19 protein-coding genes and 3 tRNA genes are annotated in these 23,029 nt (G+C 69.2%); 15 read left to right on the top strand and 7 right to left on the bottom strand.

The window, feature by feature from the left end; translation table 11 throughout:
* Nucleotides 1–3: 3 nt before the first annotated feature.
* On the bottom strand, nt 4–1,464 hold the full coding sequence (locus EDD27_RS25305; RefSeq protein WP_127934592.1) for a family 43 glycosylhydrolase: 1,461 nt from the start codon (nt 1,462–1,464) through the stop codon (nt 4–6).
* A gap of 145 nt (nt 1,465–1,609) precedes the next feature.
* Between EDD27_RS25305 and EDD27_RS25300 the strand changes: the two genes are divergently transcribed.
* Complete coding sequence (locus EDD27_RS25300; protein WP_127934591.1) at nt 1,610–2,341, top strand: DUF3592 domain-containing protein; 732 nt, start codon at nt 1,610–1,612, stop codon at nt 2,339–2,341.
* An 86-nt stretch (nt 2,342–2,427) separates the two neighbouring features.
* Here the strand turns inward: EDD27_RS25300 and EDD27_RS25295 are convergent, their stop codons facing one another.
* Nucleotides 2,428–3,411 (bottom strand): AraC family transcriptional regulator, encoded by a 984-nt coding sequence (locus tag EDD27_RS25295; RefSeq protein WP_206641637.1) that lies wholly within the window; start codon nt 3,409–3,411, stop codon nt 2,428–2,430.
* A gap of 35 nt (nt 3,412–3,446) precedes the next feature.
* Between EDD27_RS25295 and EDD27_RS25290 the strand changes: the two genes are divergently transcribed.
* Entirely contained in the window at nt 3,447–4,226 is a 780-nt protein-coding gene (locus EDD27_RS25290; protein WP_127934590.1) for a phytanoyl-CoA dioxygenase family protein, read from the top strand.
* Between the two features lie 3 nt (nt 4,227–4,229).
* Here EDD27_RS25290 and dusB read toward each other — a convergent pair whose 3' ends face one another.
* Nucleotides 4,230–5,339 carry a tRNA dihydrouridine synthase DusB gene (gene dusB / locus EDD27_RS25285; protein WP_241564240.1) on the bottom strand — a complete coding sequence of 370 codons (1,110 nt, stop codon included), beginning with the start codon at nt 5,337–5,339 and terminating at the stop codon, nt 4,230–4,232.
* Nucleotides 5,340–5,494: 155 nt separating this feature from the next.
* On the opposite strand from dusB, the gene EDD27_RS25280 reads away from it, so the two are divergent.
* From EDD27_RS25280 to EDD27_RS25260, 5 genes are all read left to right on the top strand, one after another.
* Nucleotides 5,495–6,721, top strand: coding sequence for an RNA-guided endonuclease InsQ/TnpB family protein (locus EDD27_RS25280; RefSeq protein WP_127934588.1), 1,227 nt, complete (start codon nt 5,495–5,497; stop codon nt 6,719–6,721).
* Nucleotides 6,722–6,857: 136 nt separating this feature from the next.
* Nucleotides 6,858–7,481, top strand: coding sequence for an ACT domain-containing protein (locus tag EDD27_RS25275; RefSeq protein WP_127934587.1), 624 nt, complete (start codon nt 6,858–6,860; stop codon nt 7,479–7,481).
* 39 nt (nt 7,482–7,520) lie between these two features.
* Nucleotides 7,521–7,592 (top strand) — tRNA-Gly (locus tag EDD27_RS25270).
* Nucleotides 7,593–7,606: 14 nt separating this feature from the next.
* Nucleotides 7,607–7,677: transfer RNA gene (locus EDD27_RS25265), tRNA-Cys, on the top strand.
* Nucleotides 7,678–7,682: 5 nt separating this feature from the next.
* Nucleotides 7,683–7,757 (top strand) — tRNA-Val (locus EDD27_RS25260).
* A gap of 72 nt (nt 7,758–7,829) precedes the next feature.
* On the opposite strand, the gene EDD27_RS25255 is transcribed toward EDD27_RS25260, so the two are convergent.
* Nucleotides 7,830–8,312, bottom strand: a complete 483-nt coding sequence (locus tag EDD27_RS25255) for a GNAT family N-acetyltransferase (RefSeq protein WP_127934586.1) — start codon at nt 8,310–8,312, stop codon at nt 7,830–7,832.
* Nucleotides 8,313–8,395: 83 nt separating this feature from the next.
* Complete coding sequence (locus tag EDD27_RS25250) at nt 8,396–9,550, bottom strand: ROK family transcriptional regulator (protein WP_127934585.1); 1,155 nt, start codon at nt 9,548–9,550, stop codon at nt 8,396–8,398.
* Between the two features lie 160 nt (nt 9,551–9,710).
* On the opposite strand from EDD27_RS25250, the gene EDD27_RS25245 reads away from it, so the two are divergent.
* Genes EDD27_RS25245 through EDD27_RS25215 form a run of 7 tightly spaced genes read left to right on the top strand, consistent with a single transcriptional unit; the run spans nt 9,711 to nt 19,205 of the window.
* Nucleotides 9,711–11,015 carry a glycoside hydrolase family 36 protein gene (locus EDD27_RS25245; RefSeq protein WP_127934584.1) on the top strand — a complete coding sequence of 435 codons (1,305 nt, stop codon included), beginning with the start codon at nt 9,711–9,713 and terminating at the stop codon, nt 11,013–11,015.
* Entirely contained in the window at nt 11,012–11,944 is a 933-nt protein-coding gene (locus EDD27_RS25240; protein ID WP_164903778.1) for a carbohydrate ABC transporter permease, read from the top strand. The genes EDD27_RS25245 and EDD27_RS25240 overlap by 4 nt, the downstream gene beginning before the upstream one ends.
* A gap of 7 nt (nt 11,945–11,951) precedes the next feature.
* The gene (locus tag EDD27_RS25235) at nt 11,952–12,761 is read left to right on the top strand and encodes a carbohydrate ABC transporter permease (RefSeq protein WP_127934583.1); all 810 of its coding nucleotides are present in this window, start codon (nt 11,952–11,954) and stop codon (nt 12,759–12,761) included.
* 14 nt (nt 12,762–12,775) lie between these two features.
* The gene (locus tag EDD27_RS25230; RefSeq protein WP_127934582.1) at nt 12,776–14,092 is read left to right on the top strand and encodes an ABC transporter substrate-binding protein; all 1,317 of its coding nucleotides are present in this window, start codon (nt 12,776–12,778) and stop codon (nt 14,090–14,092) included.
* An 8-nt stretch (nt 14,093–14,100) separates the two neighbouring features.
* Nucleotides 14,101–15,645: an alkaline phosphatase D family protein gene (locus EDD27_RS25225; protein WP_127934581.1), complete on the top strand. Its 1,545-nt coding sequence runs from the start codon at nt 14,101–14,103 to the stop codon at nt 15,643–15,645.
* A gap of 10 nt (nt 15,646–15,655) precedes the next feature.
* The gene (locus tag EDD27_RS25220; protein ID WP_127934580.1) at nt 15,656–17,593 is read left to right on the top strand and encodes an NPCBM/NEW2 domain-containing protein; all 1,938 of its coding nucleotides are present in this window, start codon (nt 15,656–15,658) and stop codon (nt 17,591–17,593) included.
* 13 nt (nt 17,594–17,606) lie between these two features.
* On the top strand, nt 17,607–19,205 hold the full coding sequence (locus EDD27_RS25215; RefSeq protein WP_127934579.1) for a beta-N-acetylhexosaminidase: 1,599 nt from the start codon (nt 17,607–17,609) through the stop codon (nt 19,203–19,205).
* A gap of 16 nt (nt 19,206–19,221) precedes the next feature.
* Here the strand turns inward: EDD27_RS25215 and EDD27_RS25210 are convergent, their stop codons facing one another.
* Entirely contained in the window at nt 19,222–19,725 is a 504-nt protein-coding gene (locus EDD27_RS25210) for a DUF2087 domain-containing protein (RefSeq protein WP_127934578.1), read from the bottom strand.
* A gap of 8 nt (nt 19,726–19,733) precedes the next feature.
* Between EDD27_RS25210 and EDD27_RS25205 the strand changes: the two genes are divergently transcribed.
* The gene (locus tag EDD27_RS25205) at nt 19,734–20,297 is read left to right on the top strand and encodes a sensor domain-containing protein (protein WP_127934577.1); all 564 of its coding nucleotides are present in this window, start codon (nt 19,734–19,736) and stop codon (nt 20,295–20,297) included.
* A gap of 130 nt (nt 20,298–20,427) precedes the next feature.
* Here EDD27_RS25205 and EDD27_RS25200 read toward each other — a convergent pair whose 3' ends face one another.
* Nucleotides 20,428–22,935 carry a DEAD/DEAH box helicase gene (locus EDD27_RS25200; RefSeq protein WP_127934576.1) on the bottom strand — a complete coding sequence of 836 codons (2,508 nt, stop codon included), beginning with the start codon at nt 22,933–22,935 and terminating at the stop codon, nt 20,428–20,430.
* Nucleotides 22,936–23,029: the final 94 nt, after the last annotated feature.

Here is a 23,029-nt window from a genome sequence, read left to right as displayed (position 1 = left end):
ACCTCATGCGGGGCGGATGGACCACTGCTGGCAGTTGTTGTTCAGCCAGCTCCAGAGGCGCACGTCAGTCCCGTCGGCGGTGCCGCAGTCGGCCACGTCGGCGACCTTGCCGGTGGCGGCGTTCACCAGGCGGACCCAGCCGCCGGTGGCGGTGTAGACGAGCCTGAAGCGCTGGCAGGTGTTGTTGAGCCAGCTCCACTGGCGGATGTCGGTGCCGTCGGCGGAGGCGCAGTTGGCCACGTCGGCGACCTTGCCGGTGGCCACGTTCACCAGGCGGCTGGTGTCGTCGGCCTGGTCCTCGATGCGCCAGCGCTGGTTGGCGCCGCCGTTGCAGGTCCACTGCTGGATGTTCGCGCCGTCGGCCGTCGCGCCGCCCGCGACCTCCAGGCACTTGCCGCTGTTCCGGTTGACCAGCGTGTACGCCGCCGGCGTCGCCGCGGTCTCTCCGGCGGGTGCCGGGAGGCTCGTGCCGGTGGCGACGGGGGTGCCGAAGTTCGGCGTGCCGTCGGAGTTCCAGGTGAACCGCTGGGCGCGGGTCGTGCGGTTGTTGTCGCAGCCGCCGCCGGAGGAGCTGTTGGCGTGGTAGACGATCCAGCTCTCGCTGCCGTTGGGGGAGGTGAAGAACCCGTTGTGGCCGGGGCCGTACACGGTGCCCGACCGCTGGAACACCGGCGTCGCCTTCTTCACCCACGAGGAGGCGCTGAGCGGGTCGCCGCCGTTGTAGGTGAGCTGGCCCAGCTTGTAGTCAGGTCCCCAGCAGGCGCTCGCCGAGTAGATCACGAAAGTCCGCCCGCCGCGCTGCAACGCCACCGGCGCCTCGTTCACCGTGCCGCCCTGGGTCTCCCAGCTGTGGGTGGGGCTGGAGATCCGGCTGAAGGTGCTGCTGCTGAGCGTGTACGGATTGCTCATCGGCGCGATCACCAGGCTCTGCGTGCTCCCGGCGATGAACCCGCTGCCGAGCAGGTAGAGCGAGCCGTTCAAGGTCATGGGGCTGGCGTCGATGAGCCAGCCGCCGGTGCTGAGGTTGGAGCCGGTGAGCATGTTCCGGTACGTGTACGGCCCGAGCGGGTCGCTGCCCGCGCTCTCCAGCACATGCGTCCGCTGGCTGTCACAGCAGGCGGCGCCGACCGCTCCCGCCGAGTAGTAGATGTACCAGCGGCCGTTGAACATGTGCATTTCCGGCGCCCAGAAATTGGTCCCCCGGGAGGCGGTGGTGTCCTGCCAGACCTGGACGCTGGGGGCGGTGGGCAGGCCCTGGAGGGTGGGGGACTTGCGGATGACCAGCGTGTTCGTGAACGTCGTGTTGATCAGGTAGTAGTTGCCGTCGTAATACGTCAGCCAGGGGTCGGCGCCCTTCTGGGACTTGAGCGGGTTGGTGTAAGACGTGGCTGCCGAGGCGGGTCCCGTGCCGGGGACCAGGGCTAAGAGCAGGAGGGCCAGGGCGGCCAGGACTCTACTGATCATGGGCAGGCTCCCTTGGTAGCGCTAACATTGCACGGTCTCGCCCACTCGCTGTCAATGGCCCCTGAAACTTTCACCTCACGGCGTCGTCGCCCGCGAGCATCGTTTCCCGTACGACACACTGCTCCGTATTGGGCAAACTCGTCCCATGCACAACGGACGGTTCTTCACCATCGTCGGCGGGATCTTCGGTCTCATCGGGCTGGTGCTGCTCTGCGTCGGCATGGCGCTGGCCGCCTCTACCGCGAGCTTCCTGGCCTCGGCCGACCAGACCGAGGGCACCGTGGCCGAGTTGACCGCACGGACCACCACGTCACGGAATTCCGACGGCCATACCCGCAGGAGCACGTCGTGGTACCCGACCGTGGAGTTCACCGTCGACGGCAGGCGCTACTCGTTCCAGAGCTCCACTGGCAGCAACCCACCGTCCTACAAGAAAGGCGAAGGCGTACCTGTCGCCTACGACCCGGACGATCCGTCCAACGCGCAGATTGCGTCGTTCTGGTCGGCGTTCCTCGCTCCGCTGATCGTCGGTGGACTCGGCGTGGTGTTCACGCCGATCGGTGCGGTCTTGTTCGTCAAGGGACGACGGAGCACTCGGCAGCGAACCTGGCTACGGGAGCAGGGCCAGGAGGTGTGGGCGGAGATCGAGCATGTGGGACGCGACTTCACCGTGCGGGTGAACAACCGGCACCCCTACGTCGTCCATGCGACGTGGCAGGATGAGCGGACGGGCCGGACATACACCGCAGCCAGTGACCACCTTCGCTACGACCCGGGCCCTCGCCTGCAGGGTCAGACCCGCGTTCGCGTGCTGTACGACCCTGCCGACCCGGACCGGAACCTGGTCGACCTCGGCGCGCCGTCATCCCATTCCTGAGACTCTCGTTGGAGGCGGCGTGCCGAAGCTCGTTCCGCGGTCGTACCGCATGGTCGCGATCGCCGATCGGGACCGCATCCGGGCGATCAGGGCTGACGGCGCAGGCGGGCGCGGTAGTCGCGGGGCGGGAGCCCGTACTCGCGTTTGAAGGCGCGGCTGAAGTGGAATGGGCTGACGAACCCCGACGCCGCCGCCACCTGCCCGACGTCCAGGTCGGTCACCTCCAGCAGCCCGGCCGCGTGACGTACCCGCGCCTGCCGAACTGCCTGCATCGGGGTGCGGCCGGTCTCGGCCGTGAACAGGTGGGCGAGCCGGGACGGCGAGAGCGCGACTGCACGCGCGAGTGAGGCGACCGAGTGCGGGGCTCCCGGCTCGGCGGCAATGATCGCCAGGACGCGCCGCACCCGTTCGTCTCCTTCGTCGGACTGCCGCGCCCCCTCGGGCCGCGCCGATGCGGTGGCCAGCACCAGTGCCTCCTCGACAGCGCCCAGCACCAGTTCCCGCGCCGGGCCACCCATGACGACCGCAGGCATCGGCTCGCCACCACGCCCTACCGCCTGCTCGGCACCATGCCCAGGTGCCGGCACTATAACGGCCTGTTCGGCGCTCCTGTCAGGCGGGGCGGGGCCGGACATGCCCCGGGACGGGCTCGGCGGCACCCACCTGGCGTCCCGGAGCGCTCGCCCGAAGGCCATGTCCATCCGTTCGTGCAGCTCCCCCGGCACCCGCGGGACGACGTGACACCCACCGCCCCGCCCGTACGGGGCCAGCCACGCCGGCCACGACGGGCGCGGCTGGAAGTGCACCCACCAGAATCGCCACCGCGACGCCCCGGGCGCCACCCTGTAGTGCTGCCCTACCCCGGAGCCCAGCACCACCAGGTCCCCTGCCCGCGCCTCGAACGGCGCCCCGCCCTGCGCGACCAGCCCCGCGCCCGCCTGCGTCCACATCAGCAGCCAGCTGGGCGACCCCGCCGGCCGCCGCGTGTCGTACCCAGGAAGCTTGTCGTAGTGGCCCACGATCATCAGCTCGGCAGCAGGAACGGACATGTCCTCAGCAATCACAGGCATACCGATACCCGATCCTGGTCCGTAGCGTGAGATACATGCGGATCGACGATTTCCACAAACAGGGGTACATGCTGGTGCCCGGCCTTCTCGCCCCAGAAGAGGTGGCCGAGCTGCGCGAGGAGTTCATGGCGATACACGCCGGAGGGCCTATCCCGGGTCACTTCGCCCCTCAGCCGCAGGAGCCCGGCCGGCCGTACGACATCCTGCGCGAATACCCGCGCATCATGCATCCCCACGAGGTGAACGACCTCGCCCTGCGCTATCTGCTCGACGCGCGCATCGCCGCGATACTCCGCGACATACTCGGCGAGGAGCCGATAGCAGCCCAGAGCATGTTCTACTACAAGCCGCCGGGTGCCAGGGGCCAGGCGCTGCACCAGGACAACTTCTACCTCCGCGTCGAGCCGGGCACCTGCGTGGCCGCGTGGGTGGCGCTCGACCGCGTCGACCGGGCGAACGGCGGCCTGGAGGTCGTGCCGGGCACGCACCTGATGGACCTGTTCTGCCCGGAGGAGGCCGACCAGGACGTCTCGTTCACCAGGGAGTACGTGCCGCCGCCGCCCGGCCTGAAGAAGGTGCCCGTCGACATGGACCCCGGGGACGTGCTGTTCTTCAACGGCAGCCTGGTCCACGGCTCGGAGCCGAACAGCACGACCGACCGCTTCCGGCGCAGCTTCATCTGCCACTACGCCGGCCGCTCGGCGGAGCGCATCGCCGAGTACTACCCGACGCTCACCATGTCCGGCGAGCGTATCCAGCTGGAGCGCGCCGTGGGCGGCGGCCCCTGCGGCACCGAGGTCACCGGACCGCACTAACCCTTAGCCGCCGGAAATATCGGATTCGGCGTCCTCGGGCACCACGCAGTCCCACGGGTCGTCCAGCCATCCGTCGGGAAGAAGCACTTTGGACCGCTCACCCGACTTGCCGCGAGGCGTGTCGGTGTTCGAAGGCCACGGCTGGTCGTGCTCCAGCTTCGCCAGCCCCTCGCGCAGCCCGTCGAGCGACTCCGCCGTGGCCAGCTCCCGCCGCAACTCGCTGCCGACCGTGAACCCCTTCAGATACCAGCCGACGTGCTTGCGGAAGTCGGCCACCGCGTACCGCTCGACGTCGAAACACTCGGCCAGCCCCTCGGCGTGCCTGGCCATCACCTCGGCCACCTCGCCGAGCGTCGGCCGGGTCCGCTCGGGGCTGCCGTTGAACGCGTTCTCCAGGTCCTTGAACAACCACGGCCGCCCCAGGCAGCCGCGTCCGACCACCACGCCGTCGCACCCGGTCCGTGCCACCATCCGCAGCGCGTCGTCGGCGCACCAGATGTCGCCATTGCCCAGCACGGGGATCTCCGGCACGGCGTCCTTCAGCCGGGCGATGGCCTCCCAGTCGGCGACCCCGCCGTAGTGCTGCCTGGCCGTACGGGCGTGTAACGCGACCGCCGCGATCCCCTCCTCGACGGCGATCCGCCCCGCGTCCAGATACGTCAGGTGATCGTCGTCGATCCCCTTGCGCATCTTCATCGTCACGGGCAACGACCCCGCGTTGGCGACCGCCTCCCGCAGGATCCTCCGCAGCAGATTCCGTTTGTACGGCAGCGCGGACCCGCCCCCACGCCTGGTCACCTTGGGCACGGGGCACCCGAAGTTGAGATCGACGTGATCGGCCAGGTCCTCCTCGGCGATCATTTTGACCGCCCGCCCCACGACGCCGGGGTCCACCCCGTACAGCTGGATGCTCCTGGGCTGCTCGGACTCGGCGAACCTGATCATCCTGAGCGTCTTGGGATTGCGCTCCACCAGCGCCCGCGTCGTGATCATCTCGCACACGAACAGCCCGGCGCCCTGCTCCCTGCACAACACGCGGAACGGCGCGTTCGTGATGCCCGCCATCGGCGCCAGCACCACCGGCGGCCAAACCCCAATCGGCCCAATCTTCACCAGATTTCTCCGGGGATGCTCCGGCCCTCAGGCCCGGGAGGAATCGGACTCCTGCGCAGCAGGCCAAGGATAGCCTGATCGCCATCAAGGCAATCAGGCGTCCGGCCACGACGAACGCTCAAAATTGTCGTACCTCCTCGGTAAATTGTACGATCATGAGTGCGGCAGCGAAGTCGGGCGAGGGCGCCGGGCACACCCGGTACACCTACCGGCTTCGCGTGTCGCGCACGGCAAGCCGCGCCTTGCTGGGTGAGTGGGATCGCTGCCGTTGGGTGTGGAACCAGTGCGTTGCCACGTCGAAGACGGTGTACCTGCGCAATAAGGCCCATCCCGACGACAGGCAGACGTGTGGTCCGGCCCAGCTCGACAAGATGCTGACCGGGTGGCGGGCTGAGCACGCATGGCTTGCGGCGGGGGCGTCGGTGCCGCAGCAGCAGATCATCCGCGACTTCGCCAGGTCCCGCGCCAAGGCAGTCAAGGACATCACCGGCCGGCTGCCCGTCCGGCAGCGGGCCGGGATGCCCCGCTTCAAGAAGAAGGACCTGGCCGACCCGAGCCTGAACTACACGCGGCGCGGCTTCCGCCTCAAGGACAGACGCCTGCACCTGGCCGGGAACATCATCCTGACCGTGGTGTGGTCCCGCGACCTGCCCGCCGACCCGTCCAGCGTGCGTGTTTACCGGGACAGCCTCGGCCACTGGTATTGCTCGTTCGTCGTCCCCGCCCAGGCCGAGCCGCTGCCCGCCACCGGGCAGGCGATAGGCATCGACTGGGGCGTGACAGAGGTCGCCACCACCACCAGCGACGACCATGACCTGCCGCACGCCGAGTACGGCAAGCAGGCCGCGAAGAAGCTGGCCCGCTACGACCGGATGATGGCCCGCCGAAAACCCGCCCCGGGACAGCCGGGCTCGAAGGGCTACCGCACGGCGAAGAAGCTGCGCGCCAAGCAGTACAAGAAGATCGCCCGCCAGCGCCAGGACACCGGTCACAAGTGGGCCAAGAAGGTCGTCCGCGACCATGACGTGATCGCGGCAGAGGACTTCCGCCCGAAGTTCCTGGCCAAGTCCAGCATGGCGCGTAAGGCCGCCGACGCGGCCATCGGTGCGACCAAGCGCGCCCTGGTCGAGATGGCCGGCAAGCACCGCCGTGACCTGCGGCTCGTCAGCCCCGCTCATACCACCATGGACTGCGCACGGTGCGGAGCGAGAACCAAGCACGCACTACCTCTTTCCGAACGTACCTACACCTGCGCCGTGTGCGGAGCCGTCTCCCCGAGAGACAAGAACTCCGCACGCGTGATGCTGGTCCGGGCTGGTCTGAACCCGGCTGGTGCTGATCGCATAAGACCCGACTGTCCGCTGGACCGTCAGGCAGCGTGAGCCAGGAATCCCCCGCCTTCTTCAGGCGGGGGAGCAGTCAATTCCTCAGTTGTAGCGCAGGTCCGGTCGCGAGCGGTATTCGCGGATAGGGTGAGAAGCAGCATCTTCGGCGGATGGGGGATGGATGCTTCTTCGCATGCGCATCGCACTGCCCGACAGGCCGGGTTCGCTGGCGCAGGTCACCAAGGTCCTGGGAGTGGCGGGGGCCGACATCACCCAGGTGATCGTCCTCGACCGGGGCGCGGGTGTGGCCGTGGACGACATCACGGTCTTCTGCCCGGACGGCACGCCCAGGCAGGCCCTGGTCAAGAGCCTGGAGGGGGTCGACGGTGTGCGGGTCGAGGGCATCTGGACCACGCGGGAAGCGCCCGGCACCTATCCGGAGCTGGAGATACTCAAATACATCACGACGGCGGGCGACCGGGCCCTGACCACGCTCGTCGACTCGCTCCCCGTGCTGTTCAGCGCCGACTGGGCCGCGACGACCGCCGAGAACCGCGTGCTCTACGCCAGCTGGCGCGCCCCGCAGGAGCTCGCGATCCCGGACACCGTGCCCACGCGCCCGACGGCCATGACGCTCGACGAGGGCCTGCACGTCATCCACGCCCCGCTCCCGCCGCTCGCCATCGCGCTCCTGCTGGCCCGCTCGGAAGGCCCGGCCTTCCACCGCCTCGAGGTCCACCGCCTCACCAGGATCCTGGAGATCTTCCTCAGCCTGCCCGCCACGGAGCGAAGCGTGGCCCGCCAACTGCGCAAGTAACCATCTGGCCGGAAAACCCGCTAGAGTTACTTGAGCAACGCGGAAGTGGCTCAGTGGTAGAGCATCACCTTGCCAAGGTGAGGGTCGCGGGTTCGAATCCCGTCTTCCGCTCGGAGACATGGCCCGGTGGCGTGGCCGAGAGGCGAGGCAGCGGCCTGCAAAGCCGTCCACACGGGTTCAAATCCCGTCGCCACCTCACAAGGACGATTAGCTCAGCGGGAGAGCGCTTCCCTGACACGGAAGAGGTCACTGGTTCAATCCCAGTATCGTCCACCACACTGCAGTCAGCCCCAGATCACGGCACCGGCCGGGAGTCTGGGGCTGTTTGTTGTTCCTGGTTGATCGCCGTTACAACGGCTGTTCCAGCCAATGCCGCATGGGCGCGAGACCTGAGGCTCCGAAGAAGGCCAACGCAGGCCTGTTGAAGTCCCACACGTCGGTGAGAAGGCTTGTACAGCCCGCGTCCTTGCCGGCCACACGAACTGACTCCACCAAGGCGGCACCCACTCCAGTACGTGCTACGGCAGGGTCTATGGCGATGTGTTCCAAGAAGACAAAACTCCGGGGGTGCGTCAGCACGTCCCCTGGGCGCTGGTGAATGGTCGCCGTGACATAGCCGACAGGACCTTCCGATGAGTCTGCGACGAATGCAAGAGCGTTCTCGCGTGCCAGGAAGGAGCCGAAGAGGGACACCAACTCTTCAGCCGACGAGGGCGGATGGAAGACATCAGGTCGCTCATTGACGTGGAGGGCATGGACGAAGTCGTTGAGCCGCGCCAACGTGGCCGCGTCTTCTGGCGTCGCAGGGCGGACCTCTATTGCTCTTTTCATGGGGAGATAGTGGCCTTGATCCGCGCTCCGCACCACCGGGATATCAGCTCCTTGATGCCCCGCGCACAAAGTGGGGAACGGAGTCAGCGGGTGAGGGGGAGGGGGCCCTTGTCGGGGGTGAAGAGCTGGTCGTCCAGGTGGTCGACGGCGTAGTCGATGGCGCCGACCACCACGCACTCGTCCCCCAGCGTGGAGGCGCGTACCTCCGGCATGCGCATGCACACTCGCTCCAGCCGCTCCCGCAGCCGGTCGAGCAGCACGTCCGACGACCGTGAGAATCCGCCCCCCAGGACCACCATCTGCGGGTCCAGGATGAGCACCATCGCGGCCGTGCCCACCGCGAGGTCGTCGACGTACCGTTCGACGGCCTCGACCGCGACCGGGTCGCCGTTCCTGGCGGCGGCCAGGGTGTAGCCGGCCGCGTCCTCGGGTGCGGTGCCTTCGGGCACGCACGCGCAGGTGTTGAGGTGCTCGGGCGCGTCGAACCAGCGGGCCTCGGGCAGCATGGAGATCTCGCCGGCCGCCGCGCCGAAGCCCCTGTGCACCTTCCCGCCGATGATCAGGCCGGCGCCCATACGCCGGCCGACGTGCAGGAACACCACGTCCCTGGCTCCGCGGGCGACGCCGCGGCGGGCTTCGGCCATGGCGGCCAGGCGGCTGTCGTTCTCGATGAGCACCTGGCAGGGGAACATCTCGCGCAGCTTGCCCGCCAGGTCCAGGTCCCGCCAGGCGGGCACGGCGGCCGAGTAGATGACGCGCCCCTCGACGTCGATCACGCCGATCGTGCCGACCGAGATGCTCCACAGGTCGGCGACCGTCGTACGGCTGAGCGCCAGGCACCCGCTGACCGCCCGCTCGATCGCCGCCAGCCGCTCGTCGAGCGGGGCGTCGGGCAGGACCGGCTGCCGGGTCTCGGCGAGGATCTCGCCGTCGAGGTCGGACAGGGCGGCGCGGATGTTGTGACCTCCTATGTCGACGCCCACCAGGTAGCCGCCGTCGGCGCGGAAACGGTAGCGGCGGGCGGGCCGGCCCATCGTGCCCGGGCTCGGCGGCACCTCCTCCACCCAGCCCAAGGACATGAGCTCGTCGGTGACCTCCTTCATCGACGGCCGCGACAGGCCGGTGCGCTCGGCCAGCGCCGACAGGGTGAGCGGGCCCGCCCTGCGTAGTGCCCGGATGGCGCTCAGGGAGTTGAGCTGCCGCAGCCGTGACAGGTCGCCGCCGCGTAGGTCCGCCATCCGCCGTCCTTAATGTAGCTCTCCTCTGTAACACGACATTATGCCAGCGCTTGATTGGTGTATACGGCCCGTTCTCGTGCAGGAATCGGCCGTTGACCCCTCCGCGAACCCGGTGCTACTAATGAAGGGCTCCTACGTAAGTTGAGAGGAATGAGGACTGATGTCGTTCGCGGACATCGGCGAGATCACGTGCGTTCCCGGCCGGGCGTGGGTGTTCGAGCACGGCTGGCAGTCGTGGAGCCCCACGGGCGCCTACGGCTTGGGAGACGCCCCGCCCCGGCCCGCCGACGAGACGATCCAGATCCTCTGCTACCGCCCAGAGACCCCGGTCCCGAACGGGGTGTTCCAGGGGGAGGGCTTGCTGGCGGTGGAGCCCGGCGACGGGTCCGTGGAGCTGTGGTCGGCGGCGGGCCCGCTCCACGTGCCCTCGATCAGGGCGCGAGAGGCGGAGCCCGGCCGTCTGGTGATCTCCGCCGACGGCCCGGTACGTCACCGCCGCGCCGAAGGGGGCCTGGCCCAAGCCCTGCGCGGCTGGGCGGACACCATGGCGCAGCCCAGGACGTTCCCCGCGGTCCCGCCCATGTGGTGCACCTGGTACGGCTACTGGGACAAGGTCACCGACGCCGACGTCATCGAGAACCTGGCACTCGCCTCCCGGCACGGGCTGCCCGCCGACATGTTCCTCATCGACGACGGCTACGAGGCCGAGATCGGCGACTGGCTGGAGGGGCGGCCCGGGTTCGGATCGCTGGAGCGGGCGGTGGACGCGATAACGGCGACGGGCCGGCGGGCCGGGATCTGGACCGCGCCGTTCCTGGTCGGGCACCGCAGCCGGGTCTTCCGCGAGCACCCGGAGTGGCTGGTCGACGGCGCCTACGCCGGCCGCATGTGGAACCAGGACCTGGCCGTGCTCGACGTCACCCACCCCGGCGCGGCCGAGCACCTGGTGAACGTCTTCCGCACGTTCCGCGCCATGGGGATCACCCACTTCAAGCTCGACTACCTGTACGCGGGGGCGCTGGCGGGCGGGCGGCACGAGGACCTCGACCCGATCGCCGCGTACCGGCGCGGGCTGGAGCTGATCCGCGAAGGCGGCGGCGCCGAGGCCACCTTGCACGGGTGCGGCGCGCCGATGTTGCCCAGCATCGGGCTGGTCGACATCATGCGGGTCAGCCCGGACATCGCGCCGACCCTGCTGCCCAGGTCAGGGGACATCAGCCAGCCGTCGCAGCTCGGGGCCCGGCTCACGGGGGCCGCCAGGGAGTTCCTGCACGCCCGGTGGTGGGTGAACGATCCCGACTGCATCATCCTGCGGCCCGAGGTCGAGTCCAGGGAGGAATGGGCGGCGCACATCGCCGGGACGGGCGGACTGCGCGGCGCCGGCGATCCGATCGCGGCGCTGGACGCGTGGGGCCTGGAGACGACCCGGCGCCTGATGGTCCCGACCGCCACGGACCCGTCATGACCGGCCGCACCGCCGCTGCCCGCCTCCCGTTGCGGGCCGTGCGCGGCCGGGGGAGGCGGCCGGGGAGCGGCTGGCACGCGTACCTGTTCATCGCCCCGAGCCTCTTAGGCGTGGTGGCGTTCCTGCTGCTCCCCATGGTGATCGTCCTCGTCCTGAGCCTGTTCGACTGGGAGCTGCTGTCCGCCCCCGAGTTCGCCGGCCTGGACAACTACCGACGCCTGGCCGCCGACGGTGAGACCTGGCACTCGCTGGTGGTCACGGCCGGCTATGTCCTGCTCTGCATCCCGCTCCAGACCGTCCTCGCCCTGGCCCTGGCCATGCTGCTCAACCAGCGGATCAAGGGCGTCAGGTTCTACCGCTCGCTCTTCGTCATCCCCTGGATGGCCACGCCGATCGTCCTCGCCCTCATCTGGAACTGGATCTTCGACCCGCGTGACGGCGCGATCAACAGTGCCCTGGCCCTCGTCGGCATCACGGGTCCCGACTGGCTGTCCGACCCGGCCTGGGCGCTGCCGGCCGTGGCGCTGGTCAGCGTCTGGCAGCACACCGGCTACAACATGCTGTTCTTCCTGGCCGGCCTCCAGGGCATCCCGCAAGAGCTGTACGACGCGGCCGCCACCGACGGCGCCACCTCCGCCCAGCGGTTCTGGCGGGTGACGTTGCCACTGCTCAACCCCACGATGTTCTTCGTCACGGTGACCAACCTCATCGGCGCTTTCCAGGTCTTCGACACGGTCTACGCGATGACGAACGGCGGGCCGAGCCGCAGCACCGAAGTGCTGAACTTCCGGATCTTCGAGACCGCGTTCAAGGAGTTCGACTTCGGCTACGCGGCCACGCTGTCCACCCTGCTGTTCGCGGTCATCTTCCTGGTGACAGTGGCGCAGGTCAGGTTCTTCGGCAAGCGCACCACCTACGACCTGAGCTGAGTGACCCATGACCAAACGCATCCTGGTGTACGCCGCGCTCGCGGCCGGCGCCTTCCTGTCGGTCTTCCCGTACCTGCTGGTGGTGCTGACCGCTGTCAAGACGCAGGCGCAGCTGAGCTCCACCCCGCCGTGGCTGCCCGGATGGCCGCCGACCACGGACAACCTGGCCAAGATGCTCGGCGGGGACTTCCCGCGTTACCTGCTCAACACGGCCGTGATGACGGCGCTGCTCACGGCGGGGCAGCTGGTGTTCACGACGTTCGCGGCCTACGCCTTCGCCCGGCTGCGGTTCACCGGCAGGGACGTCCTGTTCTGGCTGTACGTGGCCACGATGATGGTGCCGAGCGCCGTCACCATGATCCCGCTGTTCCTCATCATGCGGGAGCTGGACCTGGTCAACACGTGGTACGGCCTGCTCGCCCCGTACATCCTCGGCACCCCGTACGGGATCTTCCTCATGCGGCAGTTCTTCAAGAGCCTGCCCGCCGGGCTTGAGGAGGCCGCGCGGATCGACGGGGCCGGGCCGATGACGATCCTGCTGCGCGTCCTGCTGCCGCTGTGCCGGCCCGCGCTCGGCACGCTGGTGATCATCACGGTGATCTCGTCGTGGAACAGCTTCCTCTGGCCGCTGATCATCACCAGCGGCGACGACACCAGGGTGATCACCGTCGCGATCGCCACGCTCAAGGACGGCATCGGCGTCGACTACCACCTCATGATGGCCGGCAGCCTGATCGCGCTGGCGCCGATGGTGGCCGTCTTCATCTTCTTCCAGAAGCACATCGTCCGGTCTGTGGTCCTCACAGGCCTCAAGTAAGAAGAGGTCAGCGAATGTTGAAATCCCCCCGGATTCGCTGGGCCGGGGCGCTGCTCGGCGCCGCCCTGCTTACCGCTGGGCCCACCCTCACCGGCTGCTCGTCAGGAGAAGGAGGCGGGACGGACAAGGTCACGTTGACGTACCGGCTCTGGGACGACCAGCAGAAGGCCGGCTACGAGAAGGTCATGGCGGCCTTCGAGAAGGCCAACCCCGGCATCGACGTCACGATCGAGCTGCTGCCGTACGACCAGTACTGGACGAAGCTCACCGCCGACGTGGTCGCGGGCACCGCGCCGGACGTGTTCTGGATGACGCCCACCCAGTTCCCCGAGTTCGTCACCAAGGGCGTCCTGTCGCCGGTGCAGGCGGACACGTCGAAGTACCACCAGACCGTCGTCGGCTCCTTCACCTACGAAAGCAAGCTGTACGGCGTCCCCAAGGACTGGGGGATCGTCGGCCTGCTCTACAACAAGGACCTGTTCAAGCAGGCCGGCGTGGAAATGCCGGACAAGCTCACCTGGACGGCCGACGGCACCGGCACCCTGCTCGACACGGCACGCAAGCTCACCGTGGACGAGGCCGGCAAACACCCCGGCGAGGCGGGCTTCGACCCCGCCAAGGTCAAGACGTACGGCTTCGCCTCCTGGAACCACTACCAGACGCAGTGGATGAACTGGGTCAGCTCCAACGGCGGCAAGCTCGTCGACCAGCCCTTCGGCAAGTACGTCTTCAACGACCCGGCCTCGGTGCAGGCGCTGCAGTTCGGCGTGGACCTGGTGAACAAGCACCACGTGTCCCCGCCCGCCACCCAGACGAACCCGCCCACCGGCAAGGTCACCGACATGTTCAAGGCGGGGCAGATCGCGATGTTCCCCGCCAACAACGCGCTGCTGCCGTTCGTGGCCCCGGAGGCGACGTTCGAGGTGGGCGTCGCCCTCATGCCGGAGGGCCCGGCCGGCCGCTCGGTCAACCTCAACGGCCTGGCCGAGGCCGTCTACGCCAAGAGCGAGCACCCGCAGGAGGCCATGAAGCTGGCCGCATACCTCGGCACCGAGGAGCCGCAGAAGATCATGGCCGACGGCGGCTACGTCTTCCCCGCCCTCAACGGCCTCTCCCAGGGCTACGTCGACTACTGGAAGGCCAAGAAGATCGACGTTTCGCCGTTCGTCGAGGAGGCGGAGGGCTCGACCTTCCCGCTGCCGATCACCACCGGCTTCACGGGCTTCGAGACAAAGCTTAATCAGATCTTCAACGAGATGTACCTCGGCAAACTCTCTCCGCAAGAAGCCGCAGACCAGGCTGTCGCCGCAGGTAACGCCACCCTCGAGTAAGGACCCCCATGATCACCCGGCGTTCACTCTTCGCCGGGGGCGCGAGCCTGGGCATTTCCGCCGCACTGGGCACCCCACCCGTGCGCGCGGCTGCTCGCCGTGCCCCTCTCTCCGACCCCTTCCAACTCGGCGTCGCCTCGGGCGAGCCCACTCCCGACGGCGTCGTCCTGTGGACCCGGCTCGCCATGGACCCGATCGCCCTCGACGGCCTCGGTGGCATGCCGAGCCGCCCGATCGCGGTCCAGTGGGAACTCGCCAAGGACGAAAATTTCCGACATGTCGTACGCCGCGGCGCCGAAGTCGCCCGCCCTGACGCCGCCCACAGCGTGCACGTCGAGCTCGACGGCCTCGACCCGGGCGCCGAGTACTTCTACCGCTTCAAGGCCGGCAACGAGCTCAGCCCCGTCGGGCGCACCCTCACCGCCCCCGCCCCCGGCACGCGCGGCCGGCCGCTGAACCTGTCGTTCACCTCGTGCGCCGACTACCAGGCCGGCTGGTTCACCCCGTACCGCAGGATGGCCGAGGACCAGCCCGACCTGATCGCCTTCCTCGGCGACTACATCTACGAGTACGGCGACTACAAGTACCCGGTCCGCGACCAGGCCGGCGGCGAGTGCCTCGACCTGGCCGGCTACCGCCTGCGCCACGCCCAGCACAAGGCCGACCCCGAGTCGCAACTCGCCCACGCCATCGCGCCGTGGGTGGTGGTGTGGGACGACCACGACATCGAGAACGCCTGGGCCGGCGACGTGCCCGAGCAGCCGGACCCGCCGTTCCTCGCCCGGCGCGCCGCCGCCTTCCAGGCGTACTACGAGAACATGCCGCTGCGCCGTGCGCAGAAGCCGGACGGCGCGGCGCTCAAGCTCCACCGCAGCATCCGCTGGGGCGCCGTCGCCAACCTGCACCTGCTCGACACCCGCCAATACCGCGACCTGTACGCCTGCACCGGCAAGAGCGGCACCGTCGGCCCCGACTGCCTGGACCGCTTCGCGCCCAACAGGACACTGCTCGGCCGCGACCAGGAGGCGTGGCTGGACGGCGAGCTGAAAGGCTCGAGCGCCACCTGGGACCTGCTCGGCCAGCAGGTCTTCTTCATGGAGATGGACTGGGCCAACGGCCCCGGCAAGGGCTACTCGAACGAGGGCTGGGACGGCTACGTCGCCTCCCGCAACCGGCTGACCGCCGCCTTCGACGCCTACAAGCGCAACGCGGTCGTGCTCACCGGCGACGTGCACTCCCACTGGGCCGGCGAGATCAAACGCGACCACCAGGACCCCGAGTCCAAGTCCGTCGCCGTCGAGCTGGTCACCACCTCGGTGACGAGCGCGGGCAACGGCCTGGACGAATACCCCAACACGCAGATCCTGCTGGATGAGAACCCGCACGTGAAGTTCTTCAACGGCCGCCGTGGCTACGTCAGGACCAGGATCACCCCGCGGGAGATGACGGTGGACTTCCGCTCGCTGTCGCGCATCACCGAGCCCTACGCCCCGGCCTACACCTCCGGCTCGTTCGTCATCGAGCCCGGCAACCCCAGACTCAACTCCGCCTGACAGGACCACCATGCGCACCATCACGGCCGCCGCCGCGGCGGCCCTTGTCGCCCTGCCCTTCGTCCCGTTATCCAGCGCCGCCGAAGCCGTGTCCGGACTGCCGATGGGCTGGAGCAGCCGCTCGCTCGGCTGCTCGGTCTCCGAGGCGTCGGTACGGCAGGCCGCCGACGCCCTCGCCCCGCTCGCTCCGCTCGGCTACCGGTACGTCATCGTCGACGACTGCTGGCTCGCCCCGCAGCGCGCGTCCGGCGCCCTCGCCCCCGACCCGGCCCGCTTCCCCGGCGGCATCAAGGCGCTCGCCGACTACGTGCACGGCAAGGGCTTGAAACTCGGCCTCAGCCTGTCGGCCGGGACCAAGGCCTGCGCCGGCGGCGGCCCCGGCTCGTACAAGAGCGAGGCCGCCGACGCCGCCCAGGTCAAGGAGTGGGGCGTCGACTACGTCAAGTACGACTGGTGCAACATCCCCACGGCCGACTTCCCCGGCCGGAACGTGCAGCAGATCGCCCAGACCCTCTACCCGCCCATGCGCCAGGCCCTCGGCGGCGACGTCGTGTTCGCCATGAACAACGAGGACGGCAGCACCGTCCCGTGGCTCTGGGGCAAGGACGCGGGCGCCACCACCTGGCGCACGAACGTCTACAACCGGCCGATCGCCGACGCCTACGCGACCATGGTCGACATCTGGGAGTTCAACCAGCTCAGGGCCGAGTACGCGGGCCCGGGCAGCTGGGCCGACCCCGACCTCATCCAGGCCGGCCGCGGCGGGATGACCGACACCGAATACCGCACCCAGGTCACGCTCTGGGCCGTGGGCGCGGCGCCGCTCATCCTGCAGGCGGACCCGGCCAAGGCGCCACCGGCGATCGTCGCCAACCCCAAGGTGATCGCCGTCGACCAGGACACGCTCGGCGCACACGGCCGGCTCGTGAAGAGCGACGGCTGGTACCACGTGGTGTCCAAGCCACTGGCGGGCGGCGACCGGGCGATCGTGCTGTTCAACGAGAGCGACCGCGCGGCCACGATCTCCACCAGGATCGGCGGCTCCCGTTACCGCGTCGAGGAGTTGTGGAGCGGCGCGGTCTCCTCGTCAGCCGGCGAGCTGGCGGCCCAGGTGCCCGCCCACGGGGCCTTGCTCTATCGGGTGAGCGAGAGCCGTGAGCAGGCGCCGCCGCTGGTGACGTTCGAGGCCGACCCGCCGAGGTTCCTCGGTGAGGACCGGCCGTCGGTGCTGGAGCCCGGGCGGACCGGCGAGATCGTCACCCGGGTCACGAACACCGGTGCCACCGGGCGGCTGCGCGATCTCGAGGTGACGGCCGCCGCGCCTCAGGGGTGGCAGGTCACCGCGCGCACACCGGCCAGGAAGAGCCGGCTCGACGGCGGCGAGACGTTCACCGTGACGTGGGCGGTCACTCCGCCGGCCGATGCCGCGCTCCAGAACCACGCCCTCACCTTCTCACTGGGTGGCCAGAGCGCGACCGCGGTCGTGACCGTCGCCAAGGCGCCGGGGGCGGGGCGGACGTACCTGAGCGACCTGGCCTGGACCAGCGTCAAGAACTACTTCGGCCCGGTCGAGAAGGACACCAGCAACGGCGAGCGGGCGGCCGGTGACGGCCGGCCGATCACCATCGAGGGCGTCACGTATCCCAAGGGCCTCGGGACGCACTCGCCCGCCGAGATCGAGTACTACGCCGGCGGGCGCTGCTCGACGGTGGAGTTCCAGGCCGGGATCGACGACGAGGTCGGCGCGGCCGGCTCCGCCGGGTTCGAGGTCTGGGCCGACGGCGGCCGGGTCGCGTACTCGGGTCTGCTCACCGGCGCCATGCCCGCCCGCAAGGTCACCGCCTCCATCGAGGGCGCCCGATATATCCGGCTGGTCGCGACGAACGGCGGCGACAACGCCACCTCCGACCACGCCGACTTCGCCGACGCCACCATCACCTGCAAGTAGACAAGGAGAGTTGATGATCGTTCCCAAGCCCGTCAACCACGAGTCCCGGCCCGGCTCGTTCGTCCTCGACAGCCGGACCTCGCTCGCCGCGGATCCCGAGCTGCGCGAGGTGGCCGCCTGGCTGCGTGGCGAGCTCGGACCCGTCACCGCTGGTGAGCTGCTGCCAGGACCGGGCTCGGGGACGATCACTCTCACGCTCGGCGACCTGCCGCCGGAGGCCTACCGGCTGACCGTCGGCCAGGACGTCGAGATCGTCGCGGGCGGGCCCGCCGGGGCGTTCTACGGGTCGCAGACGTTCCGGCAGCTGCTGCCTCCCGCCGCCTTCAGGAAGGCCGCGACCGGCCCGTTCACGGTGCCGGGCGCGTACGTCGAGGACGCGCCGCGGTTCCGGTGGCGCGGTTGCCTGCTCGATGTCGCCCGGCATTTCATGACCAAGCACGACGTGCTGCGCTTCATCGACCTGCTGGCGTTGCACAAGCTCAACGTGCTGCACCTGCATCTCACCGACGACCAGGGCTGGCGGATCGAGATCAAGCGCTACCCCCGGCTGACCGAGGTGGGGGCGTGGCGCGGGGAGAGCCAGACCGGCTGGAACGGTGCCATGGACGGCCGGCCGCACGGCGGCTACTACACCCAGGACGACCTCAGGGAGATCGTCGCCTACGCCGCGCGGCGGCACGTCATGGTCGTCCCCGAGATCGACCTTCCGGGGCACACGCAGGCCGCCATCGCCGCCTACCCGGAGCTGGGCAACCTCGGCACGCCGCTGGAGGTGCGCACCACCTGGGGCGTCGGCGTGAACGTGCTCAACGTCGAGGACTCCACGATCGAGTTCTTCCAGAACGTGCTCGACGAGGTGCTGGAGCTCTTCCCCAGCCCGTACGTGATGCTCGGCGGCGACGAGTGCCGCAAGGACCAGTGGCGGGCGAGCCCGGCCGCGCAGCGCCGGATGGCCGAGCTCGGGCTGCGGGACGAGGAGGAGCTGCAGAGCTGGCTCATCCACCGCTTCGACGACTATCTGACCGCGCGCGGCCGCCGGCTGGTCGGCTGGGACGAGATCCTGGAGGGCGGCCTGGCGCCCGGCGCGGTGGTCGCCTCCTGGCGAGGCGAGCTGGGCGCGGTGGCCGCCGCGAGACGCGGCCACGACGTGATCAACTGCTCCAACACGAGCCTCTACCTCGACTACCGGCAGGGGCCGGGGGAGGAGGAGCCGATCCCGTTCGGGACGGTGCTGACCCTGGAGGACGTCTACGCCTTCGAGCCCGTCCCTGAGGAGCTGCGCGGCGACGCCGCCGCCGAGCGGGTGCTCGGCGCCCAGTGCGGCATCTGGACGGAGCTGATCGACTCCAGCCGGCACGTCGACTACATGGCCTTCCCCCGGCTCGCCGCCTTCGCCGAGACCGTGTGGAGCCCCGCGGGGCGCGACCTGCCCGGTTTCCGCGAGCGGCTGGCCGCGCACCTGCCCCGGCTGGAGGCCATCGGTGTGGAGTACCGGCGCGCCGCCGGCCCGCTGCCCTGGCAGCGCCGGCCGGGCGTGCCGGGACGGCCGGAGGACCCGGAGCGGTGGCAGGCCAAGCTCGACGCCTGGACCAGCAACCTCCGCACGCTCTAAAGGTGGACGGGGCCGCTTAAAGGTGGACGGGGCCGCCGCTGCGCCAGTAGACGTTGTCCTCCCTGGACAGCAGCTCCTCGTCCACCAGATACCGCCGCAGGGCCGCGTAGTCGTCATGGAAGGCCCGCAGCGCCACGTTGACGTCCTTCTCCGGGTAGCGCACCCCGGGCTCGAACACCAAGGCGATGTAGCGCAGCACGACAAGGCGCTTGTCGCGCCGCATCGCCAGGGTCGTCAGCCGCCCGTCCACCAGGAAGGTCCGCAGCACCCGCTCTTCGGCGGTCAACTCCTCGGCCGGCTCGGTACGTGCCCGCAGCAGCTCCCTGAACCGCTCGGGCCTCGCCCGCCACTGGCCGCCCTCGTCACAGACCGCCAGCCCGCTGCCGGCCAGCTTGTGGAGCGCCTTGGGGGAGAGCCCTTCGCTGTCGCCGAGCACGAGGGAGGCGAAGGCCCGTAACGTGTCGTCCTGGTAGAGCAGGCCCAGGACGCGTCTGATTTCTTCGTCGCTCACCCCTACCATTTTGTCCCATGATCTCAGCACTCATCCTGGCGGCCGCGGTCGCCATCCCGAACAACTTCCTCCTGTACGAGAAGGCCGCCGCGAAGAAGGACGACGACCCGGAGACCAGCTGGTCCGCCAGCGGCAAGAAATCGGCCAGGTTAGTCGTCAACCCGTGCCAGAAGAGCACGCTCGGCCAGAGCGGGCGCACCGCGGCCAGGACGCTGACCTACACGGCGGTCCCCGACTACTCCAAGTCCGAGCAGGTGATCCTCTATGCGTCCGCGGCGGCCGCGGGCAAGGCCCTGCGGGACCTGGAGGCCGCCGTACGCGCCTGCGGCACCAAGGGTTACCGCTACACCGCCACGTCCGTGAGCCTCGGCGACAAGGCGCTGAAGGTGACCGGCCAGGTCTACCAGGGCAAGAAGGCGGCCGTGGGCGGCGAGCGGGCCGTCGTCGCCCGCCGCGCGAACGCCCTGATCGTCTACACCGTGTCCGGCGAGTGGGGCAAGCCCGCCGCGGCCGACTTCAAGCAGCAGACGAAGGACGCCACCCGGATGCTCGCCAAGATCTGCACCATCGCCGACTGCTGATCCCCCGGGAAATGTCTCGATCTTGGGACATTGTCATGACACGATACCGACGTTGGGGGAAAGACACTGAATTAACAGGCGTGTGCCGGGACGCCCTTGCCAGTCCGTTCCGGCACACGGCTTGTCACGTCTAGAGCCGGTTGAGTCCCTGCACGTGCAGGACGGCCCGGCCCTCCTCATCCGACGCGGCCAGATCCACCTGGGCGTCGATGCCCCAGTCGCCGTCGCCGGCCGGATCCTTGATCGTCTGGCGTACCTTCCACAGGCCGCTCTCCTCCTCGATCCGCAGCAGCGCGGGCCCGCGCGCGTCGGCGTCGGTGCGGATCTCCTCGTGGTCGGCGTAGTAGGCGTCCAGCGCCGCACCCCAGTCCACGTCCGGAGCGAGCTCCTCCAGCTCCTCCTCCTTCTCCAGGGCGCAGAGCTCGACCAGCCGGAACATGGCGTTGCGCACCAGCACGCGGAAGGCACGCGGGTTCGCCGTGACGGGGCGTACCTTGGCCTCGAGCTGCTCCTGCTGCTCCAGCGCCGCGGCCGGGTTGGTCAGCTTCTCCCACTCGTCGATCAGCGACGAGTCGACCTGCCGCACCAGCTCGCCCAGCCACTCGATCAGGTCCACCAGGTCGTCGGTCTTGAGATGCTCGGGCACCGTGCGCGACAGCGTCCGGTAGGCGTCGGCCAGGTATCGCAGGACCGTGCCCTCGGAGCGGGCCAGCTCATAGAACTGGATGTATTCGCTGAACGTCATCGCCCGCTCGTACATGTCGCGGACCACGGACTTCGGGCTGACGGTGTAGTCGCCCACCCACGGATGCCCGCGCCGGTAGGTCTCGTAGGCGCCGAGCAGCAGGTCCTCCAGCGGCATCGGGTACATGACCTCGGCCAGCTGCTCCATCCGCTCCTCGTACTCGATCCCGTCGGCCTTCATCTGCGCGACCGCCTCGCCCCTGGCCTTCTTCAGCTGGGCCGACAGGATCTGCCGGGGGTCGTCGAGGATGGACTCCACGATCGAGACCATGTCCAGTGCGTACGACGGCGACTCGCGGTCCAGCAGATCGAAGGCCGCCAGCGCGAACGTCGACAGCGCCTGGTTGAGCGCGAAGTCCTCCTGCAGATCGATCGTCAGCCGGGCCCTGCGGCCCTGCTCGTCGGGCTCGGGGAACTGCTCGACGATGCCGCCGGCCAGCAGCGACCGGTAGATGGCGATGGCCTGGCTGATGTGCCGCCGCTGCCACTTGCGGTCCTCGTGGTTGTCGGTCAGCAGGTGCTTCATCGCCTGGAAGCAGTCGCCCGGCCGGTTGATGACCGCCAGCAACATCGCGTTGGTGACCTTGAACCGCGAGCTGAGCGGCTCCGGCTCGGCCTCCTGCAACTTCTGGAAGGTGTCCTCGCTCCACCCGACGAAACCCTCGGGCGGCTTCTTGCGGGCGTAGCCGCGCCGCCGCTTCGGGTCGTCGCCGATCTTGGCGAGGGCCTTGGCGTTCTCGATGTCGTGCTCGGGAGCTTGGCAGGCCACGTAGCCGATCGTGTCGAAGCCCGCCCGGCCGGCCCGGCCGGCGATCTGGTGGAACTCGCGGGCCCGCAGCCGGCGCACCTTGTTGCCGTCGTACTTGGACAGTGCCGTGAACAACACCGTCCTGATCGGCACGTTGACGCCGACGCCGAGCGTGTCGGTGCCGCAGATGACCTTCAGCAGGCCCGCCTGCGCCAGCCGCTCCACCAGGCGGCGGTATTTCGGCAACATGCCGGCGTGGTGCACGCCGATGCCGTGCCGGACCAGCCGCGACAGTGCCCGCCCGAACCTGGTCGTGAAGCGGAAGCCGCCGATCATCGCGGCGATCGCCTCTTTCTCGGCCTTCGTCGCCATGTTGATCGACATCAGGGACTGGGCCCGCTCCATGGCGGCGGCCTGGGTGAAGTGCACGACGTAGACCGGCGCCTGCCCGGTCTTGAGCATCTCCTCCAGCGTCTCGTGCAGCGGGGTCATCCGGTAGGAGTAGACCAGCGGCACGGGCCGCTCGGCGTGCTTGACCACGGACGTCGGCCGCCCCGTGCGCCTGGTCAGGTCACGCTCGAACATCGACACGTCGCCGAGCGTGGCCGACATCAGGATGAACTGCACGTTGGGCAGCTCCAGCAGCGGCACCTGCCACGCCCACCCGCGGTCGGGCTCGGCGTAGAAGTGGAACTCGTCCATCACGACCTGGCCGATGTCGGCGGCGGCGCCGTCGCGCAGCGCCACGTTGGCCAGGATCTCGGCCGTGCAGCAGATGATCGGGGCGCCCGGGTTGACGCTGGCGTCGCCGGTCATCATGCCGACGTTCTCCGTGCCGAAGATCGCGCACAGGTCGAAGAACTTCTCCGACACGAGCGCCTTGATCGGCGCGGTGTAGAAAGTGCGCATGTCCCGCGTCAGCGCCGTGAAGTGGGCGCCCGCGGCGACCAGCGACTTGCCGGAGCCCGTCGGCGTGGCCAGGATCAGGTTGCTGCCGGAGACGACCTCGATGAGCGCCTCCTCCTGGGCCGGATAGAGCGTGAGCCCGCGCTCGGCGTTCCACGCGACGAACGCGTCGAAGATGGCGTCGGGCTCGGCATCGATCTCTTCGGGGAGGCGGTCAACGAGTAGGCTCACGGTCTCTATCCTGCCGAAGTTTCCTCGGTGGTCGGACCGTTGAGATGGATCCGCAGCGCAGCGAGGACATCCATCTCAGCCCGCCGAGCGGAGCTCGGCCAAA

This window comes from Nonomuraea polychroma (assembly GCF_004011505.1).
Lineage (GTDB): Bacteria > Actinomycetota > Actinomycetes > Streptosporangiales > Streptosporangiaceae > Nonomuraea > Nonomuraea polychroma.
The sequence above is the reverse complement of the archived record's forward strand: the minus strand, read 5'-3'. Positions and strand labels throughout refer to the sequence as shown.

Excerpts from the sequence above, each read along its gene's own strand:
- EDD27_RS25280 (WP_127934588.1), top strand. The coding sequence starts at position 5,495 with ATGAGTGCGGCAGCGAAGTCGGGCGAGGGCGCCGGGCACACCCGGTAC.
- EDD27_RS25295 (WP_206641637.1), bottom strand. The coding sequence starts at position 3,411 with ATGCCTGTGATTGCTGAGGACATGTCCGTTCCTGCTGCCGAGCTGATG.
- EDD27_RS25255 (WP_127934586.1), bottom strand. The coding sequence starts at position 8,312 with ATGAAAAGAGCAATAGAGGTCCGCCCTGCGACGCCAGAAGACGCGGCC.
- EDD27_RS25250 (WP_127934585.1), bottom strand. The coding sequence starts at position 9,550 with ATGGCGGACCTACGCGGCGGCGACCTGTCACGGCTGCGGCAGCTCAAC.
- EDD27_RS25275 (WP_127934587.1), top strand. The coding sequence starts at position 6,858 with ATGCGCATCGCACTGCCCGACAGGCCGGGTTCGCTGGCGCAGGTCACC.
- EDD27_RS25235 (WP_127934583.1), top strand. The coding sequence starts at position 11,952 with ATGACCAAACGCATCCTGGTGTACGCCGCGCTCGCGGCCGGCGCCTTC.
- EDD27_RS25210 (WP_127934578.1), bottom strand. The coding sequence starts at position 19,725 with ATGGTAGGGGTGAGCGACGAAGAAATCAGACGCGTCCTGGGCCTGCTC.
- EDD27_RS25305 (WP_127934592.1), bottom strand. The coding sequence starts at position 1,464 with ATGATCAGTAGAGTCCTGGCCGCCCTGGCCCTCCTGCTCTTAGCCCTG.
- EDD27_RS25245 (WP_127934584.1), top strand. The coding sequence starts at position 9,711 with ATGTCGTTCGCGGACATCGGCGAGATCACGTGCGTTCCCGGCCGGGCG.
- EDD27_RS25300 (WP_127934591.1), top strand. The coding sequence starts at position 1,610 with ATGCACAACGGACGGTTCTTCACCATCGTCGGCGGGATCTTCGGTCTC.
- EDD27_RS25220 (WP_127934580.1), top strand. The coding sequence starts at position 15,656 with ATGCGCACCATCACGGCCGCCGCCGCGGCGGCCCTTGTCGCCCTGCCC.
- EDD27_RS25225 (WP_127934581.1), top strand. The coding sequence starts at position 14,101 with ATGATCACCCGGCGTTCACTCTTCGCCGGGGGCGCGAGCCTGGGCATT.
- EDD27_RS25205 (WP_127934577.1), top strand. The coding sequence starts at position 19,734 with ATGATCTCAGCACTCATCCTGGCGGCCGCGGTCGCCATCCCGAACAAC.
- EDD27_RS25230 (WP_127934582.1), top strand. The coding sequence starts at position 12,776 with ATGTTGAAATCCCCCCGGATTCGCTGGGCCGGGGCGCTGCTCGGCGCC.
- EDD27_RS25215 (WP_127934579.1), top strand. The coding sequence starts at position 17,607 with ATGATCGTTCCCAAGCCCGTCAACCACGAGTCCCGGCCCGGCTCGTTC.
- EDD27_RS25290 (WP_127934590.1), top strand. The coding sequence starts at position 3,447 with ATGCGGATCGACGATTTCCACAAACAGGGGTACATGCTGGTGCCCGGC.
- EDD27_RS25240 (WP_164903778.1), top strand. The coding sequence starts at position 11,012 with ATGACCGGCCGCACCGCCGCTGCCCGCCTCCCGTTGCGGGCCGTGCGC.